The sequence below is a fragment of the Pseudomonas folii genome, from assembly GCF_014357575.1.
Classification (GTDB): domain Bacteria; phylum Pseudomonadota; class Gammaproteobacteria; order Pseudomonadales; family Pseudomonadaceae; genus Aquipseudomonas; species Aquipseudomonas folii.
In genome coordinates, this window is record NZ_JACONW010000024.1 from 36,316 (window position 1) to 51,727 (window position 15,412).

A 15,412-nucleotide genomic window follows, 5' to 3' on the forward strand; every position below is an offset into this window, starting at 1 on the left:
TGACGGGTTTAAATAAACGAGGTGTTCAAATGAGCGGTGTGTCTAATTGTCCTGCGAGCCCCGGGATTACAGGGTTTGACAGGTTTTGTAGGGCGCTTCTGTCATTAGTTGGCGGCAGGTAAACAGTGCGGATTTTGTTCGGCGCGCAATAACAGGCGTGGAGGTTTGTTTATCGGGTTTAACAAGGGGAGTTGTTTGTTTGGTACGTGTTTACTGAAAAAACCTGATTGTTTTCGCAGGAAGACTAATCGGCGTGAATGTTTGCCGGGAGCGTTTGAGCAAGCGGGAGGGTTTTGCGAGGGGTGTTAACGGAGCATCTGCTGGCAGACGCTCCGTTGACGATGCAGCAATCGATCAGCCTTTGTAGGCAGCAACCGATTTGGTGATCTCGGCACGGGCGGCGTCTGCGTTGCCCCAACCTTCGATTTTCACCCATTTGCCTTTTTCGAGATCTTTATAGTTCTCGAAGAAGTGCTTGATCTGCTCCAGCAGCAGTGGAGGCAGGTCGGTGTATTCCTTCACGTCGACGTACAGCTGGGACAGCTTGTCGTGTGGGACTGCGATGACTTTGGCATCGCCGCCGCCGTCGTCGGTCATGTGCAGGATGCCGACTGGACGGGCGCGGATAACCGAACCTGGAGTCACCGGGTAAGGCGTCACGACCAGCACGTCGAGGGGATCACCGTCGTCAGCCAGGGTGTTCGGGATGAAACCGTAGTTGGCCGGGTAGAACATCGGCGTCGCCATGAAACGGTCAACGAACAGGCAATCGGAATCTTTGTCGATTTCGTATTTGATCGGCGCGTGGTTGGCCGGAATTTCGATCGCGACGTAGATGTCGTTCGGCAGGTCTTTACCCGCCGGAATCTTGCTGTAGCTCATTGGGCATTGCCCCCCTTGATTGACCAGACGACTTTGGCTGGTTACGCCAAAAAGTGGGCCGGATTATAGGCATATTCTGTTGGTGTTGCCACGCGTGGCAGCCTGCAGGGGTTAGTCCTGATTCTGGTACGAAGGTTCATCACGCTGCAGGTTTTGCAGGCGGCTGAGCGGGTCCTGACGATAGAAGGCTTTGAGCTGCTGATAGACCGCCGGGTAGGCATCAACCAATAGATCCGGCGCGCAGAAGAAGTATTCGCTGGTCACGGCGAAAAACTCGGCCGGGTCTTCGGCGGCGTAGGGGTCGATAGCGGTTTCGATGTCTGGATCTGCATCGAGCTGGCGGTTCATGTCGTCGTAAGCGTGCTGCATGATGCTGGCCCACTGGCTGACCTGCATGTCCCCGTGCAGCGGCGGCAGGCCGTTGGCGTCGCCGTTGAGCATGTCGAGTTTGTGCGCCAGTTCGTGGATCACCAGGTTGTAGGGCTCCCAGTTGCCACTGGACAGCACGCCGGGCAGGGCGAGGATCACCGGGCCTTGTTGCCAGGCTTCGCCGCTGTGCTCGCCGTCCCATTCGTGCTCGATGCCGCTGGGATCGCGATGGCGCTGCGGGCTGACGAAGTCATCGGGGTAGATCACCAGTTCGTGAAAGCCCTGATACCAGTTCAGATCGCCAAGGTTGAGCAATGGCAGTTGCGCCTGCGCGGCGAGATGCAGACGCTGTTCGTCGTTGAGCTCGACACCCGGCAAACAGGTGATGTGCTTATCCTGAAGGAACAGCACGCTGTTTTCCCGCAGCAGGGCGTCTTGCTCGGCGCTCAGGCCATCGAGGATCGGCAAGCCCCGACGCACCCGCTGCCACAGTTCGGCGGCAACGGGGCTTTTGGACAGCCTGCGTTGCCGACGCCATTGGCTGAACGACCACATCCCTTAGCGGGCATCCGCCGAGCGAGTCATGCGCCCGCGCACCACGCTGATGATCATTGGCAGCAGCGAAATCAAAATGATCGCCAGCACCAATACCGACAGATTCTTCTTGATGAACGGTACGTTGCCAAAGAAGTAGCCCAGGGTGACCAGACTGCCGACCCACAGCACCGAGCCCAGCACGCTGAAACCGAGGAAACGCGGGTAATGCATTTTGCCAACGCCCGCGACAAACGGCGCAAAGGTGCGAATGATCGGTAGAAAGCGTGCCAGTGTAACGGTCTTGCCGCCATGGCGGTCGTAGAACTCGTGAGTGCGTGCCAGATAGTCGCGGCGGAAAATCTTCGAGTTGGGGTTCTGGAAAAGTTTTTCCCCGGCAGTGCGGCCGATGATGTAGTTGGTGCTGTCACCGATGATCGCTGCCGCCATTAGCAGGCAAGCCAGCAACACGGGATCCATAGCGCCACCGGCAGCTACGGCGCCAGCGATGAACAGCAGCGAATCACCCGGCAGGAATGGCATGACCACCAGCCCGGTTTCGCAAAAAATCACCAGAAACAGGATCGCGTAGACCCAGGTGCCGTAATTTGTCACCAATAAATCGAGGTAAACGTCCAGATGCAGAATCAGGTCGAGCGGGTTGAAATCCATGTATGGCACCAATTGCGGAGACCCAAACCGGGTCACGTGCGGAAGTAACTTCTGAGGGGTTGCGGCGGGATTATAGAAGCAGAATGGGTGGGGAGGGGGAAACATGGAACCTGTTTGCCGTAGGACCGGCTTTAGCCGGGAGAGGGCCGCCACATTCGCTGCATATCTTTCGTCAGGGACGACGCCCTCCCGGCTAAAGCCGGTCCTACGAGGTCGCGCGGTCGCTGTGGGAGCGAGGCTTGCCCACGATGAACGATTACGCGGTCTGTCTGACGTAACTCAGCGCCTGAATCGCGAGCAAGCTCTGCTCCCACGAGGGAGATTCCTATAACCGTTTCAATCCTCACTGATCGGCAAGACATAGTTCTTGAATTGGGTGTCTTCGCGAAATCCGATGGATTCGTAGACCTTTTGCGCCACTTCGTTGTTGCTGCTGGTGGAGACGCGCATGCGGACGGCCTGGGTGTCTTTGGCCATTTTCTTTGCGGTGCGCATCAGGTGGTCGGCCACCAGTTGGCGACGGGCGTCTTCGGCGACATAGATATCGTTGAGGATCCATACACGTTTCAAAGACAGCGACGAATAGCTCGGATACAGCTGACAAAAGCCCAGCAGCTTTTTGTCATCATCGGCAGCCAGCGCCAGGTAGATCACCGATTCATCCCGGCTCAAGCGTTTTTCGAGGAAGTCGCGGGACGAATCCGGAAACGGCAGTTCGCCATAGAACTCGCGGTATTTGACGAATAGCGGGGCTAGCAGGTCCAGGTGTTCCAGTGTGGCTTTAACGATCCGCATGGTCGGGCCTCAACTTCTCGATGACAAATGTTCCATCAGGCTTGCCGCCCGATGCTGCCGAATGAGTTTAGAAAGCGCAATCTAACGCTCAGTCCGATGGCCCTGCGAGTAGAAAGTTGCCCTTCGTGTTCAGTGGCTCGTCGGATTCCAGACTGTTCAATTGCGCGTCGTCCTTGAGATTGACCCCGGATAAACCCCGTGTGCAGGCCTCTCGCATCAAGTAAAGCAGACGATGTGCGGCCATTCCGTAACTCAGCCCTTCCAGTCGTACATTCGAGATGCAGTTGCGATGCGCGTCATTGAGGCCAACCTTGGGCGCGTAGGTGAAATACAGGCCCAGACTGTCCGGCGAGCTGAGGCCGGGACGTTCGCCGATCAGAATCACCGACATTTTTGCACCGAGCAGTTCGCCGATTTCGTCAGCAATCGCGACCCGGCCTTGTTCCACCAGTATCACCGGTGAAAGCGTCCAGCCTTCGGCGCTGGCCAATTCTTCCATGCGCGCCAGAAACGGCACGGTGTGGCGATGCACGGCCAGAGCAGACAAGCCATCGGCAACCACCACGGCCACATCAATCCCGCCGGGATGGGCGGCTGCATATTCGCGCAGGGTTTGCGCCGAGGCTTCGTCCAGGCGACGACCCTTGTCCGGGCGTTGCAGGTAGCTGTCCCGGTCGGCCGCGGCGCTGTGCAAATGCAAGGTTTCGCGGTTTTTGGCGGCAAGTTGTTCGCTCAGCGCGGCATGATCGAACGGCAAGTGCACGGCATCCCGAGCCTGCGCATGGGCAAACTGAAAATCCAGTTGTGCGCTGGTGGGCAGGCTGGTGCCGGTGCGTCCCAGGGCAATCCGCGCGGGCGTCAGGCGGCGCAGTTCGAGCCACGGGTTTGGCGTGTTGTCGGGGTTGCTTTCAGGAAGATCGTCCATCAATTCGTCACTCATGCCAGATGCGCCAATGCGTTGCGAAAGGCGGGTGGCAGGCTGTCACCGAAGCGTATCCGGCCATCGGCCTGAGTGAAGATGCCCATTTTTTCCAGCCATGCTTCGTATTCCGGCGCAGCACGCAGCCCCAGCGTCTGCCGGGCGTAGAGAGCGTCGTGGAACGAGGTGGTCTGGTAGTTGAGCATGATGTCGTCGGAGCCGGGGATGCCCATGATGAAGTTGATGCCCGCCACGCCCAGCAGCGTCAGCAGGGTGTCCATGTCGTCCTGATCGGCTTCGGCGTGGTTGGTATAGCAGATGTCACAACCCATGGGCACGCCCAGCAACTTGCCGCAGAAATGATCTTCAAGCCCGGCGCGGATGATCTGCTTGCCGTTGTACAGGTATTCCGGGCCGATGAAGCCGACTACCGTGTTGACCAGAAACGGGTTGAAGTACCTAGCCACGGCGTAGGCGCGGGTCTCGCAGGTTTGCTGATCGAGGCCGTGATGAGCGTTGGCCGACAGCGCGCTGCCTTGGCCAGTCTCGAAATACATCAGGTTCTGGCCCAGCGTGCCGCGATTGAGGCTCAAGCCTGCTTCATAACCTTCCTGCAGCACATTGAGGTTGATGCCGAAACTGGAGTTGGCCGCTTCGGTGCCGGTAATCGACTGGAAGACCAGGTCCACCGGTACGCCACGATTGATCACCTCAATCGAGGTGGTGACGTGGGTCAGCACACACGCCTGAGTCGGGATTTCGTAGCGCTGGATGATTGCATCGAGCATTTCCAGCAGAGCGACGATGGACGAGGTGCTGTCCGTAGCCGGGTTGATGCCGATCATGGCGTCGCCGTTGCCGTACAGCAGGCCGTCAAGAATGCTCGCGGCGATACCGGAAGGCTCATCGGTAGGGTGGTTGGGTTGCAGGCGTGTCGACAAACGACCGCGCAGGCCCAGGGTGCCGCGAAACTTTGTGACCACACGAATCTTCTGCGCCACCAGCACCAGATCCTGCACACGCATGATCTTCGACACGGCGGCTGCCATTTCTGGTGTCAGGCCGGGAGCGAGGGCGCGCAGGCTGGCTTCGTCGGCCTTGTCGCTGAGCAGCCAGTCACGAAAACCGCCTACGGTCAGATGGCTGACGGGTGCGAAAGCCTGCGTGTCGTGGGTGTCGATGATCAGCCGGGTGACTTCGTCCTGCTCATATGGGATCAACGCTTCTTCGAGGAAGTGCTTGAGCGGAATGTTCGCCAGCGCCATCTGCGCAGCAACCCGCTCACCATCGTTGAGCGCTGCTACGCCCGCCAGAAAATCCCCCGACCGCGCCGGACTGGCTTTGGCCATGACGTCCTTGAGGCTATCGAAGCGATATGTCTGTGCGCCGACGGAGTGGGAAAAGCTTGCCATACAAAATCTCCATGACGCCCCGGTTCAAGTGCGGAGCGAATGCAGCAAAGTAAGCAATTAATACTCCATCACGGCGCAAGGCGCCAATTGCCGGGCGCGGCGTGTCGTGAATGCAGTGGATGGCGGCGTTTTGTGAACTGTTTTGGGGCGTTAAGGGTCCTGTGATTTGAAATGCTTTCCTGTGGGAGCGGTGCTTGCCCGCGATGAGGGCACCGCGATCTAAAGTTAACCGTGTCCAGCTTTATCGCGGGCAAGCACCGCTCCCACCAAAAGCACTCAGTTTGCAGAATATTTGTGTGTGCCTTCAAAAACACCAATGGCCTCCGAAGAGGCCATTGGCAGTCAATCAACCTGGCTTAGAAAAAACCCAGCGGATTGGTGTCGTAGCTCACCAGCAGGTTTTTGGTCTGTTGGTAATGCTCAAGCGCGACCTTGTGGGTTTCGCGACCGACGCCGGATTTTTTGTAGCCGCCGAACGCCGCATGCGCCGGATACAGGTGGTAGCAATTGGTCCACACGCGACCGGCCTTGATCGCCCGGCCTACGCGGTAAGCGCGGTTGATGTCTCGCGTCCACAGGCCCGCACCCAGACCGAACTCGGTGTCGTTGGCGATGGCGACTGCTTCGGCTTCATCCTTGAAGGTCGTAACGCTGACCACCGGGCCGAAGATTTCCTCCTGGAACACACGCATCTTGTTATTGCCTTTAAGCAGCGTCGGCTGGATGTAGTAACCGGTCGCCAGATCGCCTTCCAGTTTTTCCACCTTGCCACCGGTCAACAACTCGGCACCTTCGCCCTGGGCGATTTCCAGATAAGAGAGGATCTTGTCGAACTGCTGCTGCGACGCTTGCGCGCCGACCATGGTGTCGGTGTCCAGCGGGTCGCCGCGCTTGATCTTAAGGACCTTCTTCATCACCACTTCCATGAACTGCGGGTAGATCGACTCCTGAACCAGCGCGCGGGAAGGGCAGGTGCAGACTTCGCCCTGATTGAAGAACGCCAGCACCACACCTTCTGCGGCTTTTTCGATGAACTCGGGTTCGGCGTTCATGATGTCTTCGAAGAAGATGTTCGGCGACTTGCCACCCAACTCGACGGTGGACGGGATGATGTTGTCCGCCGCCAGCTTCATGATGTGCGAACCCACCGGAGTCGAGCCGGTGAAGGCGATCTTGGCAATACGCTTGCTGCTGGCCAGGGCTTCGCCCGCTTCACGGCCGTAACCTTGCACAATGTTGAGTACCCCGGGCGGGAGCAAATCGCCGATCAGTTCAACCAGCACGCTGATACCCAGCGGGGTTTGTTCGGCCGGTTTGAGGACGACGCAGTTACCGGCGGCCAGGGCCGGAGCGAGTTTCCAGGCGGCCATCAGGATCGGGAAGTTCCACGGGATGATCTGCCCGACCACGCCCAGCGGTTCATGTATGTGATAAGCCACGGTATTGCCGTCTATCTCGGCTGCGGTGCCTTCCTGGGCACGTAATACACCTGCGAAATAACGGAAGTGATCGACTGCCAGCGGAATGTCGGCGTTCAGGGTCTCGCGGATGGCCTTGCCGTTGTCCCAGGTTTCAGTGATCGCCAGGATTTCGAGATTCTGTTCGATACGGTCGGCGATTTTAAGCAGGGTCAGCGATCGTGCCTGCACTGAGGTTGTGCCCCAAGCGTCGGCGGCGGCATGAGCGGCGTCCAGCGCTTTTTCGATGTCTTCGGCCGTAGAACGCGGGAAGTCGGCGATGGGCTTGCCAGTAATCGGCGAGGTATTGGTGAAGTATTGACCTTTGACCGGCGCAACGAACTCGCCGCCTATGTAGTTACCGTAGCGTTCCTTGAAATTGACCAGAGCGCCTTCGGTACCGGGATGTGCGTAACGCATGGTGATTTCTCCTGATTTTTTGTTGTTGGGAGAGCTGCCATGACAGTAGCTCTGAATCGTGCAGTTGTTCAAGCGTAGAGCAAAGGGTGCAAACTCGCCTTTGTTGGAGCGAGGCTTGCCCGCGAATAGGTCAACGCGGTGAAACTGGTACACCGCGCTATCGTTCTTCGCGGGCAAGCCTCGCTCCAACAGGAATCCAAACACTAAGTGCCATTTCACCCTCCCTGCGCTAACCTGCGCGGATGTTTTAAGAGGTGGTCATGCATATTCATATCCTTGGTATTTGCGGCACGTTCATGGGTTCTCTGGCGGTGCTCGCCAAAGAGTTGGGTCATCGGGTGACCGGTTCCGACGCCAATGTCTATCCGCCGATGAGCACGCAATTGCAGGCTCAGGGCATCGAGCTGACGCAGGGTTATGACCCGGCTCAACTGGACCCCGCGCCGGATGTAGTGGTCATTGGCAACGCGCTGTCGCGTGGCAACCCTGCCGTTGAATATGTGCTCAATAAAGGTTTGCCGTATGTGTCCGGCCCGCAATGGCTGGCCGATCATGTGCTGCAAGGTCGCTGGGTGCTGGCGGTCGCAGGTACCCACGGCAAGACCACCACCAGCAGCATGCTGGCCTGGGTGCTGGAGCACGCGGGCATGAGCCCGGGTTTCCTGATCGGTGGCGTGCCGCAGAACTTCGCGGTGTCGGCCCGTTTGGGCGGCACGCCGTTCTTCGTGGTCGAGGCCGACGAGTACGACAGCGCCTTCTTCGACAAACGCTCCAAGTTCGTTCATTACCGTCCGCGTACGGCGATCCTCAATAACCTTGAGTTCGATCACGCTGACATCTTCCCCGATCTGCCTGCTATCGAGCGCCAGTTCCATCACTTGGTGCGGACTATCCCGAGTGAAGGCCTCGTCATTCATCCGACCACTGAACCTGCGCTGACCCGCGTGATACAGATGGGCTGCTGGACGCCTGTGCAGACCACCGGTCAAGGCGGTCAGTGGCAGGCACGTCTGTTGCGCGAAGACGGTTCGCAGTTCGAAGTGATCTTCGAAGGCGAAGTACAGGGGACGGTTGACTGGGACATGACCGGTCAGCACAACGTTGCAAATGCCTTGGCTACGCTTGCAGCTGCTCGCCATGTTGGCGTGGTACCGGCGCTGGGCGTCGAAGCCTTGAGCGCGTTCAAAAGCGTCAAACGTCGCATGGAAAAAGTCGCGGAAGTGCGCGGCATCACTATTTACGACGATTTCGCTCACCACCCGACCGCCATTGCCACCACGCTGGATGGCTTGCGCAAGAAAGTCGGTGATGCTCCCTTGATCGCGATCATTGAGCCGCGCTCCAACTCCATGAAGCTCGGCGCTCACCGCGATGGCTTGCCGGAAAGCGTGCAACAGGCTGATCAGGTGGTCTGGTATGCGCCGGCCAATCTGGGTTGGGACCTGGGCGCCACCGCTGCGCAGTGTTCGGTACCGGCGGTGGTCTGTGATTCTCTGGAAGGCATCATCGCTCGCGTAAAAAGCCAGGCTCAGCCCGGCACTCACGTGGTGATCATGAGCAACGGCGGCTTCGGCGGCCTGCACGGCAAACTCGCCGAGGCGCTGCAATGAGTGGCCCGGAGCGTATTACCCTGGCGATGACCGGTGCGTCCGGCGCGCAGTACGGCTTGCGCCTGCTGGATTGTCTGGTGCGTGAAGATCGAGAAGTGCACTTTTTGATCTCCAAGGCCGCGCAACTGGTGATGGCGACTGAGACCGACGTTTCGCTGCCACCCAAGTCGGCGATGATGCAGGCGTTCCTGACCGAATACACCGGCGCTGCCGCAGGGCAGATTCGGGTGTATGGCAAGGAAGACTGGATGTCGCCGGTGGCCTCGGGCTCTGGCTCGCCTGCCGCGATGGTGGTGGTGCCGTGTTCCACGGGTTCGTTGTCAGCCATTGCGACCGGCGCCTGCAACAACCTGATCGAGCGCGCAGCTGACGTAACCCTCAAGGAGCGTCGACAGTTGATTCTGGTCCCGCGTGAAGCGCCGTTTTCCAGCATTCATCTGGAGAACATGCTCAAGCTGTCGAACATGGGCGCGGTGATCCTGCCTGCTTCGCCTGGCTTCTATCACCAGCCACAGACCATTGATGATCTGGTGGATTTCGTTGTCGCGCGGATTCTCAACCTGCTTAATATTCCGCAAGACATGCTGCCGCGCTGGGGCGAGCACCACATGGGCGGCGATGAATAAGCTGCTGCTGATTGCGCTGGCGTTGAGCCTGACGGGCTGCGCCACCGCCCGCACGCTCAATGCCGCACAGCCGGGTGCGCCGGTGGTCTATGCCGGCACGCGGCTGGATTTGTATGCGATGCAGGGTGGTTGCTGTGCAATGGACCGATTCGGTGCGCATGCGCCGAGCTATCCAGGCCTGGACCTGCCGGCCAGCGCGCTGCTCGATACCCTGTTGCTGCCGCTGTCTCTATTGACCGCGGCAGGCGTGGGTTTTCAGGCGAGTGGCGGGTTGTAGTGGATTGGTTAAGTCGCAGATTCCTGTGTGGGAGCGGTGCTTGCCCGCGATAAGGCTGTACGCGGTTCACTTTAGATCGCGTCCAGCCTTATCGTCGGAATGCCGCCCAGACCAAGCACCGCTCCCACAAAATCTAATCCTTACTAGCTCGTGTTTACTTCCCCAACCGCCGCAATTCATCCGACTCCACAATCCGCACCCCTGATTGCTCTTCAAGCGCCAGCCGCCACAGCGCTCTGCCCAGTGTGCACGCTTCAATCGCGCCGTATTTGCCGGGGATCAATTTGGCCAGCGGCGCTGCAAGCTGTTCCGCCAGACGCTGTTCGCTGCGGTTGCCTACCAGCAGGGAAGGTCGGGCGATGGTCAGTTGCGGCCAGTCCTGGGCAATGAGTGCCTGTTCCATCTCGCCTTTGATACGGGTATAGAAAACGCTGGATTTCGGATCGGCATTGATGGCACTGATCACCAGCAAGTGCCTTGCGCCCAGCTCCCGGGCGCGTTTGGCAAAGGCCACGACCAGATCCAGATCAACCGCTTTGAATGCCTCTTGCGAACCGGCCTGTTTGATCGTCGTACCCAGGCAGCAAAACGCGATATCGACCTGGCCACTCAAGCCGGGCAGCAGCCCGCTCAGGTCGCCAACCGGGTTTTCCAGGTGTGAATGCTCAGGCACTGGCCGACGTGTCGGTGCCAGCACGCGGCTGATGGTGGGTTCATTGAGCAGGCGATCCAGCAAGTGTTCGCCAGTGAGACCAGTAGCTCCCGCAAGCAGGATGTGTTGAGGCGTCAAGTACATAACATTCTCCCTTGATACCGACAGCTTAGTGGCTTGCAGCAGTCTTCGCTTCCTTGCGGATCATCGCGGTGTTCAGGGCGCGTTCCGCCTGGTTCTTGCGCAGCAATTGCCAGCGGGAAATCACGCCCTTGGGTGCCCAGATCTGCGGCTCAGACGCTTCGTAATTATCTGCAACCTCGCGCTCTGCGACGAACGTTTTTGCGTCGCTGAAAGCTTGTTGCAGGTCATCGGTTTCGACCAGCGCCTTGGCAAATAGTGCATCGCCAAAATAAGTGAAGTCCGCTTCTTCCGAGCAGCCAAAGGAAACCCGGTCAGCACGGGAGGCGGTCATGATCAGCGTGCGGTCGTCTTTCAACGCCGGGATGAACCCCCCGGAATAGCATGCCGAGATAACGATAACTTTGTCGCGATTCTTCAGCGGTGCCAGCGCTTCAGCCAGTTCGTCGGCGGGCAGGTCGGCCAGCTCCAGGCGTGGCTGATCCAGCACAAGTTCATGCTCGGCAGTGCCGTGGCTGGTCAGGTAAATGAACACCAGATCTTCCGGACCGCTGCGTTGTGCGAGGGTTTTCACCGCACGGCTGATGCTTTCCCGGGTGGCCAGGGGACGATCAATCATGTGGTCGCGATGGTTGACCAGCGTAATCTGCCCAAAAGCACCAAAGCGTGAGGCCAGCAAATTGTTGACGTAGTCGGCTTCTCGCAAGAACACGCTTTGTTTGCCATCACCGCCCACCACCAGGCTGAACAACTCCACCGATGGCGTGGAAGCAGGGACTGCCGACAATGATTTTTCCAGCAGTGGGCCCTGCGCCAGCAAGCCAGCTTCCAGTGCGTCGGGCAGCAACTTGCCCTTGGCGTCGCGGATCAATTGGCCGTTGGCCCACGTGCCGCTTTGGACGCTGCCCTGAATCGGAGTCAGCACGCCTTGGCCCTGATAGACGTCATCGGCGAATTGCCCAACGTAAGTCGTGCCGTCCACCAGCCTCAAGCGGCCCTGGCCGGTAAAGCGCCAGTTGGTGAATTCCCCTTGGTAGCGGCTGCCATCGGCACCGATCAGTTCGCCTTTGCCATTGAGTGCGCCTGCTCTGAACTGACCGACCCACACGTCGCCATCGCTGTTTTCATAGCGGCCGCGACCATCCAGCTGGTTGTTGCGAAAGCCCCCGACGTATTGATCGCCTTCGGCACTGGTAAAGCTGCCGTTGCCTTCCAGCTTGCCGTTGACGAATTTGCCGCTGAACTGGTTACCGCTGGCGTCGCTGCGCAGGCCTTCGCCGTTGGGCTTGCCGCGGGCAAACATGCCTTGGTACTGGCTACCGTCTTCGAGTTCGATACGGCCCAGCCCTTCGTACTGGTCGGCCTTGAAGGCGCCGCGATAAGTCAGGCCCTTCTCTTTGAGTGTGCCTTCGCCGTCGCGGCGCCCCTGTTTGAAACCGCCGACGTAAACGCCGCTGTGAGTGATCAGTGTGCCTTGACCCTCGAACAGGCCGTTGGCGAAGCCGCCCTTATAAGTGTCGCCATTGCTCGCGTGCCATTCGCCATGGCCCTGCCACAGACCGTCGTGAAACTCCCCGGCATACCAACTCCCGTTGGGGTAGTCGATACGACCCTGGCCCTGCAGCAAGCCATTGACTACGTCGCCGCGATAGCGGCCGCCGTCGGGCAGGCGCGCATCAGGCGGGGACAGCGGTTCGCCCTCTCCGCAAGCAGCGAGAAGAAAAGTCAGAGCCAAAGGAGCAAGCGCGCGCATGGTCAATCCCGAGCAAGATGATTTCAGGCGTGCAGGTGACGATCAGGGGCGTTATGTGCACAGCCGCAGGGAGTATGCCGCAGCGAGTATTAGCGATGAAACAGTCTGTTACGACTGTTTCATGTTTTGGTTGTGTTACACGAAGCACAACGACAAAGGTTCGGCGATGAATGCAGGCTTTTCCTGTCCTTCGATTTCCAGTGTGGCCGTGGCTTTGAGCAGCCATTGACCGGGTTTTTTCTCGGTGACTTCTGTCAGCGCGACTTTTAGACGAACGCGTGAATCGACTTTGACTGGCTGGATGAAGCGAACGCTGTCCAGCCCATAGTTGACCACCATTTTCAAACCTTCAGGCAGCACCAGCAGGTCCTCCATTAGTTTTGGGATCAACGATAACGACAGGAAGCCATGGGCGATGGTCCCGCCAAATGGCGTCTGCGCAGCCTTGACCGGGTCGACGTGAATAAACTGGAAATCGCCCGTGGCTTCAGCGAATAAATTAATGCGTTCCTGATCGATGGTCAGCCAATCGGAATGTCCCAATTCCTTGCCAATGTAGTCCTTAAGTTCTGCAACAGGTACGAAAGGCATGTCCACTCTCCTTGTTTCTACTGACGTTGTTGTCGCTTTTTACGTTTTATTGCGTAGGATTTTGCCTGCGCTTGCGACACCAAGATCAGCAGAGAGAGTGGGATTGGTCAAGGAAGCCTAACGTCGCGAATGCCCGTCCATAGCTGTACAAGGTGCTTATAATGGCCCCGCGAATCTGCTGGAGCGTTCTATGTTGTTAAGGGGCCTGACCTGGCTGGTGCTGTTTCAATTACTCGGCACTGCGCTGAATCATTTGTTCTTGTCCATATTGCCGGGGCCAATCATTGGCCTGGTGCTGTTGCTGGCATTCCTCATGGTGCGCGGCGAAGTCAGTGAGCCCATCAGTCTGGCTGCCAGCAGTCTGCTGCGTTACCTGCCACTTCTATTGGTGCCACCTGCAGTGGGCGTGATGGTCTACGCGGCGGCGATTGCCGAAGACTTCTGGGCGATTGTCGGTGCGCTGGTGCTGTCGCTGCTGATTTCCCTGACTTTTGCCGGATGGCTGATGCAGAAACTGATCGAGCGACAGGCCCGTGCCGGGAGGAATCATGACGTTTGATTGGCAGGGTGCCGGGATGTCGGTGATCCATCATCCATTGTTTGGTATCGCAATCACTTTGGGCGCTTATCAGCTGGCGCTGGCCGCTTATGAGAAGACTCGCCTGGTGTTTCTGCAGCCGGTGTTGATCTCCATGCTGGTGTTGATTGGCGTGCTGACCGCCTGTGGCGTGGGTTATACGGAGTACCGAAAGAGTACGGAAATCCTCAGCGTGCTGCTGGGTCCGGCGACCGTTGCTCTGGCCGTGCCCCTTTATTTGAATTTGCGTCGAATTCGTCAGTTGTTGTGGCCGACCTTAACTACGCTGGTAGTGGGCGGCGTATTCGCCACCGGGTTGTGCCTGCTGCTGGGCGTGTGGTTCGGCGCCGATCACATGATTTTGATGACCATGGCACCGAAGTCAGTCACGTCACCGATTGCCATGCTGGTGGCTGAGCAGATCGGCGGCGTTGCGGCGCTGGCTGCGGTGTTTGTGCTGATCACTGGCGTGCTTGGCGCTATATTCGGGCCAGGCTTGCTGACGCTGGCGCGTGTCGATAATCCTGCTGCGCGGGGCATGGCGCTGGGCCTGACGGCGCATGCTGTCGGAACTTCAATCGCGTTGCAGGAAGGCGAGGAGTGCGGTGCTTTCGCTGCACTGGGGATGAGTCTGATGGGGGTCGCGACGGCGTTGTTTCTGCCGCTGGCGGTATCTCTGGTTGTTTAAAGGTGCATGTATGACATTGCCGCTGTTTCCACTAAACGCTGTGCTGTTTCCGGGCTGCATTCTCGATTTGCAATTGTTCGAGGCGCGCTACCTGGACATGATCGGGCGCTGCATGAAGCAGGGCGAGGGGTTCGGTGTGGTGTGCATCACCCAGGGCAGTGAAGTTGGCGATGCTCCCAGCGGATATTCCCTGATTGGCTGTGAAGCACTGGTGCGTGATTTCCAGACGCAGGAAAACGGCCTGCTGGGGATTCGCGTCGAAGGCGGACGGCGTTTTCGCGTGTTGAGCACTGAAACCCAGCGCGATCAGTTGCTGATCGCTCAGGTGCAATGGCTGGATGAGCCTCAGGAGCGTCCACTTCAGGAGGAAGACGCTGATCTCGTGGCGCTGCTGGCAGCCCTGGCTGAACACCCGATGGTAGAGGCCCTGAACATGGGGCTCAAGGCCAATGGTCAGTGGTCGTTAGCCAACCAGTTGGCCTACCTGCTGCCGTTTACCGAAGAGGACAAGATCGAGCTGCTGGAAATCGATGACCCTGAAGATCGCCTGGACGCCATTCAGGATCTGCTCGATGAAATGCAGGGCGATATTCAGGCTTGATCCTGCTCCTTGAAACAACGCAGAAGTGGTAGGAGCCAACTTGTTGGCGAGGCGTCATACCTGTGTACGCAGGTCTATCGTCTCGCGAACAAGTTCGCTCCTACCGGGCGTGATTTCATTCTGGATCAATATCGACGACCCTGAAGATCGCCTGGACGCCATTCAGGATCTGCTCGTTGAAACGACGCAGAAGTGGTAGGAGCCAACTTGTTGGCGAGGCGTCATATCTGTGTACGCAGGTCTATCGTCTCGCGAACAAGTTCGCTCCTACCGGGCGTGCTTTCATTCTGGATCAATATCGATGACCCTGAAGATCGCCTGGATGCCATTCAGGATCTGCTCGATGAAATGCAGGGCGATATTCAGGCTTGAAAACACTGAACCTGTAGGTGCTGACGGGCACCGCGAGGTCTTAAATTGGAATGCAATTCCTGTG

Annotated in this window: 16 protein-coding genes and 1 pseudogene; 7 read left to right on the forward strand and 10 right to left on the reverse strand. The window is 58.4% G+C overall.

The window, feature by feature from the left end; translation table 11 throughout:
• Positions 1-354: 354 nt before the first annotated feature.
• The 7 genes from ppa to exaC all read right to left on the reverse strand — a co-directional run bounded on the left by ppa (position 355) and on the right by exaC (position 7,460).
• Entirely contained in the window at positions 355-882 is a 528-nt protein-coding gene (gene ppa / locus H8S59_RS07710; RefSeq protein ID WP_003317259.1) for an inorganic diphosphatase, read from the reverse strand.
• Between the two features lie 111 nt (positions 883-993).
• Entirely contained in the window at positions 994-1,806 is an 813-nt protein-coding gene (locus H8S59_RS07715; protein WP_187521029.1) for a M90 family metallopeptidase, read from the reverse strand.
• Positions 1,807-1,809: 3 nt separating this feature from the next.
• Positions 1,810-2,457, reverse strand: a complete 648-nt coding sequence (locus H8S59_RS07720; RefSeq protein WP_095100485.1) for a DedA family protein — start codon at positions 2,455-2,457, stop codon at positions 1,810-1,812.
• A gap of 336 nt (positions 2,458-2,793) precedes the next feature.
• A complete protein-coding gene (locus H8S59_RS07725; protein ID WP_095100483.1) occupies positions 2,794-3,252 on the reverse strand; it encodes a GNAT family N-acetyltransferase in 459 nt (152 codons plus the stop codon).
• 88 nt (positions 3,253-3,340) lie between these two features.
• Positions 3,341-4,177, reverse strand: coding sequence for an ethanolamine ammonia-lyase subunit EutC (eutC, locus tag H8S59_RS07730; protein WP_187521040.1), 837 nt, complete (start codon positions 4,175-4,177; stop codon positions 3,341-3,343).
• A gap of 11 nt (positions 4,178-4,188) precedes the next feature.
• Positions 4,189-5,583, reverse strand: coding sequence for an ethanolamine ammonia-lyase subunit EutB (locus tag H8S59_RS07735; protein ID WP_187521030.1), 1,395 nt, complete (start codon positions 5,581-5,583; stop codon positions 4,189-4,191).
• A 356-nt stretch (positions 5,584-5,939) separates the two neighbouring features.
• Positions 5,940-7,460, reverse strand: coding sequence for an acetaldehyde dehydrogenase ExaC (exaC, locus tag H8S59_RS07740; protein WP_187521031.1), 1,521 nt, complete (start codon positions 7,458-7,460; stop codon positions 5,940-5,942).
• Positions 7,461-7,720: 260 nt separating this feature from the next.
• Here exaC and mpl point away from each other — a divergent pair, with 260 nt between their 5' ends.
• Genes mpl through H8S59_RS07755 form a run of 3 tightly spaced genes read left to right on the forward strand, consistent with a single transcriptional unit; the run spans position 7,721 to position 9,973 of the window.
• Entirely contained in the window at positions 7,721-9,070 is a 1,350-nt protein-coding gene (gene mpl, locus H8S59_RS07745; RefSeq protein WP_095100475.1) for a UDP-N-acetylmuramate:L-alanyl-gamma-D-glutamyl-meso-diaminopimelate ligase, read from the forward strand.
• Positions 9,067-9,696: a flavin prenyltransferase UbiX gene (gene ubiX / locus H8S59_RS07750; protein WP_027897914.1), complete on the forward strand. Its 630-nt coding sequence runs from the start codon at positions 9,067-9,069 to the stop codon at positions 9,694-9,696. The genes mpl and ubiX overlap by 4 nt, the downstream gene beginning before the upstream one ends.
• On the forward strand, positions 9,689-9,973 hold the full coding sequence (locus H8S59_RS07755) for a YceK/YidQ family lipoprotein (RefSeq protein WP_027897915.1): 285 nt from the start codon (positions 9,689-9,691) through the stop codon (positions 9,971-9,973). The genes ubiX and H8S59_RS07755 overlap by 8 nt, the downstream gene beginning before the upstream one ends.
• Before the next feature lie 154 nt (positions 9,974-10,127).
• Here the strand turns inward: H8S59_RS07755 and H8S59_RS07760 are convergent, their stop codons facing one another.
• The 3 genes from H8S59_RS07760 to H8S59_RS07770 form a co-directional block, all read right to left on the reverse strand.
• On the reverse strand, positions 10,128-10,769 hold the full coding sequence (locus tag H8S59_RS07760) for an oxidoreductase (protein ID WP_095100473.1): 642 nt from the start codon (positions 10,767-10,769) through the stop codon (positions 10,128-10,130).
• Positions 10,770-10,794: 25 nt separating this feature from the next.
• Positions 10,795-12,519, reverse strand: coding sequence for a C13 family peptidase (locus tag H8S59_RS07765; RefSeq protein ID WP_095100471.1), 1,725 nt, complete (start codon positions 12,517-12,519; stop codon positions 10,795-10,797).
• Positions 12,520-12,654: 135 nt separating this feature from the next.
• On the reverse strand, positions 12,655-13,110 hold the full coding sequence (locus H8S59_RS07770; protein ID WP_187521032.1) for a MaoC family dehydratase: 456 nt from the start codon (positions 13,108-13,110) through the stop codon (positions 12,655-12,657).
• A 190-nt stretch (positions 13,111-13,300) separates the two neighbouring features.
• On the opposite strand from H8S59_RS07770, the gene H8S59_RS07775 reads away from it, so the two are divergent.
• The 4 genes and pseudogenes from H8S59_RS07775 to H8S59_RS07790 all read left to right on the forward strand — a co-directional run.
• Complete coding sequence (locus H8S59_RS07775) at positions 13,301-13,669, forward strand: CidA/LrgA family protein (RefSeq protein WP_095100467.1); 369 nt, start codon at positions 13,301-13,303, stop codon at positions 13,667-13,669.
• Positions 13,659-14,375 carry an LrgB family protein gene (locus H8S59_RS07780; RefSeq protein WP_187521033.1) on the forward strand — a complete coding sequence of 239 codons (717 nt, stop codon included), beginning with the start codon at positions 13,659-13,661 and terminating at the stop codon, positions 14,373-14,375. The genes H8S59_RS07775 and H8S59_RS07780 overlap by 11 nt, the downstream gene beginning before the upstream one ends.
• Positions 14,376-14,385: 10 nt before the next feature.
• A complete protein-coding gene (locus tag H8S59_RS07785) occupies positions 14,386-14,976 on the forward strand; it encodes an LON peptidase substrate-binding domain-containing protein (protein WP_187521034.1) in 591 nt (196 codons plus the stop codon).
• Between the two features lie 291 nt (positions 14,977-15,267).
• Positions 15,268-15,348 (forward strand): annotated as a pseudogene (locus H8S59_RS07790) (LON peptidase substrate-binding domain-containing protein); the annotation flags it as partial.
• Positions 15,349-15,412: the final 64 nt, after the last annotated feature.

What these genes read in the sequence shown, in the direction of transcription:
- H8S59_RS07725 (WP_095100483.1), bottom strand. Translation starts at nt 3,252, where the DNA reads ATGCGGATCGTTAAAGCCACACTGGAACACCTGGACCTGCTAGCCCCG.
- H8S59_RS07755 (WP_027897915.1), top strand. Translation starts at nt 9,689, where the DNA reads ATGAATAAGCTGCTGCTGATTGCGCTGGCGTTGAGCCTGACGGGCTGC.
- H8S59_RS07720 (WP_095100485.1), bottom strand. Translation starts at nt 2,457, where the DNA reads ATGGATTTCAACCCGCTCGACCTGATTCTGCATCTGGACGTTTACCTC.
- eutC (WP_187521040.1), bottom strand. Translation starts at nt 4,177, where the DNA reads ATGGACGATCTTCCTGAAAGCAACCCCGACAACACGCCAAACCCGTGG.
- H8S59_RS07775 (WP_095100467.1), top strand. Translation starts at nt 13,301, where the DNA reads ATGTTGTTAAGGGGCCTGACCTGGCTGGTGCTGTTTCAATTACTCGGC.
- H8S59_RS07715 (WP_187521029.1), bottom strand. Translation starts at nt 1,806, where the DNA reads ATGTGGTCGTTCAGCCAATGGCGTCGGCAACGCAGGCTGTCCAAAAGC.
- H8S59_RS07760 (WP_095100473.1), bottom strand. Translation starts at nt 10,769, where the DNA reads ATGTACTTGACGCCTCAACACATCCTGCTTGCGGGAGCTACTGGTCTC.
- mpl (WP_095100475.1), top strand. Translation starts at nt 7,721, where the DNA reads ATGCATATTCATATCCTTGGTATTTGCGGCACGTTCATGGGTTCTCTG.
- H8S59_RS07765 (WP_095100471.1), bottom strand. Translation starts at nt 12,519, where the DNA reads ATGCGCGCGCTTGCTCCTTTGGCTCTGACTTTTCTTCTCGCTGCTTGC.
- H8S59_RS07785 (WP_187521034.1), top strand. Translation starts at nt 14,386, where the DNA reads ATGACATTGCCGCTGTTTCCACTAAACGCTGTGCTGTTTCCGGGCTGC.
- exaC (WP_187521031.1), bottom strand. Translation starts at nt 7,460, where the DNA reads ATGCGTTACGCACATCCCGGTACCGAAGGCGCTCTGGTCAATTTCAAG.
- ppa (WP_003317259.1), bottom strand. Translation starts at nt 882, where the DNA reads ATGAGCTACAGCAAGATTCCGGCGGGTAAAGACCTGCCGAACGACATC.
- H8S59_RS07735 (WP_187521030.1), bottom strand. Translation starts at nt 5,583, where the DNA reads ATGGCAAGCTTTTCCCACTCCGTCGGCGCACAGACATATCGCTTCGAT.
- H8S59_RS07770 (WP_187521032.1), bottom strand. Translation starts at nt 13,110, where the DNA reads ATGCCTTTCGTACCTGTTGCAGAACTTAAGGACTACATTGGCAAGGAA.
- H8S59_RS07780 (WP_187521033.1), top strand. Translation starts at nt 13,659, where the DNA reads ATGACGTTTGATTGGCAGGGTGCCGGGATGTCGGTGATCCATCATCCA.
- ubiX (WP_027897914.1), top strand. Translation starts at nt 9,067, where the DNA reads ATGAGTGGCCCGGAGCGTATTACCCTGGCGATGACCGGTGCGTCCGGC.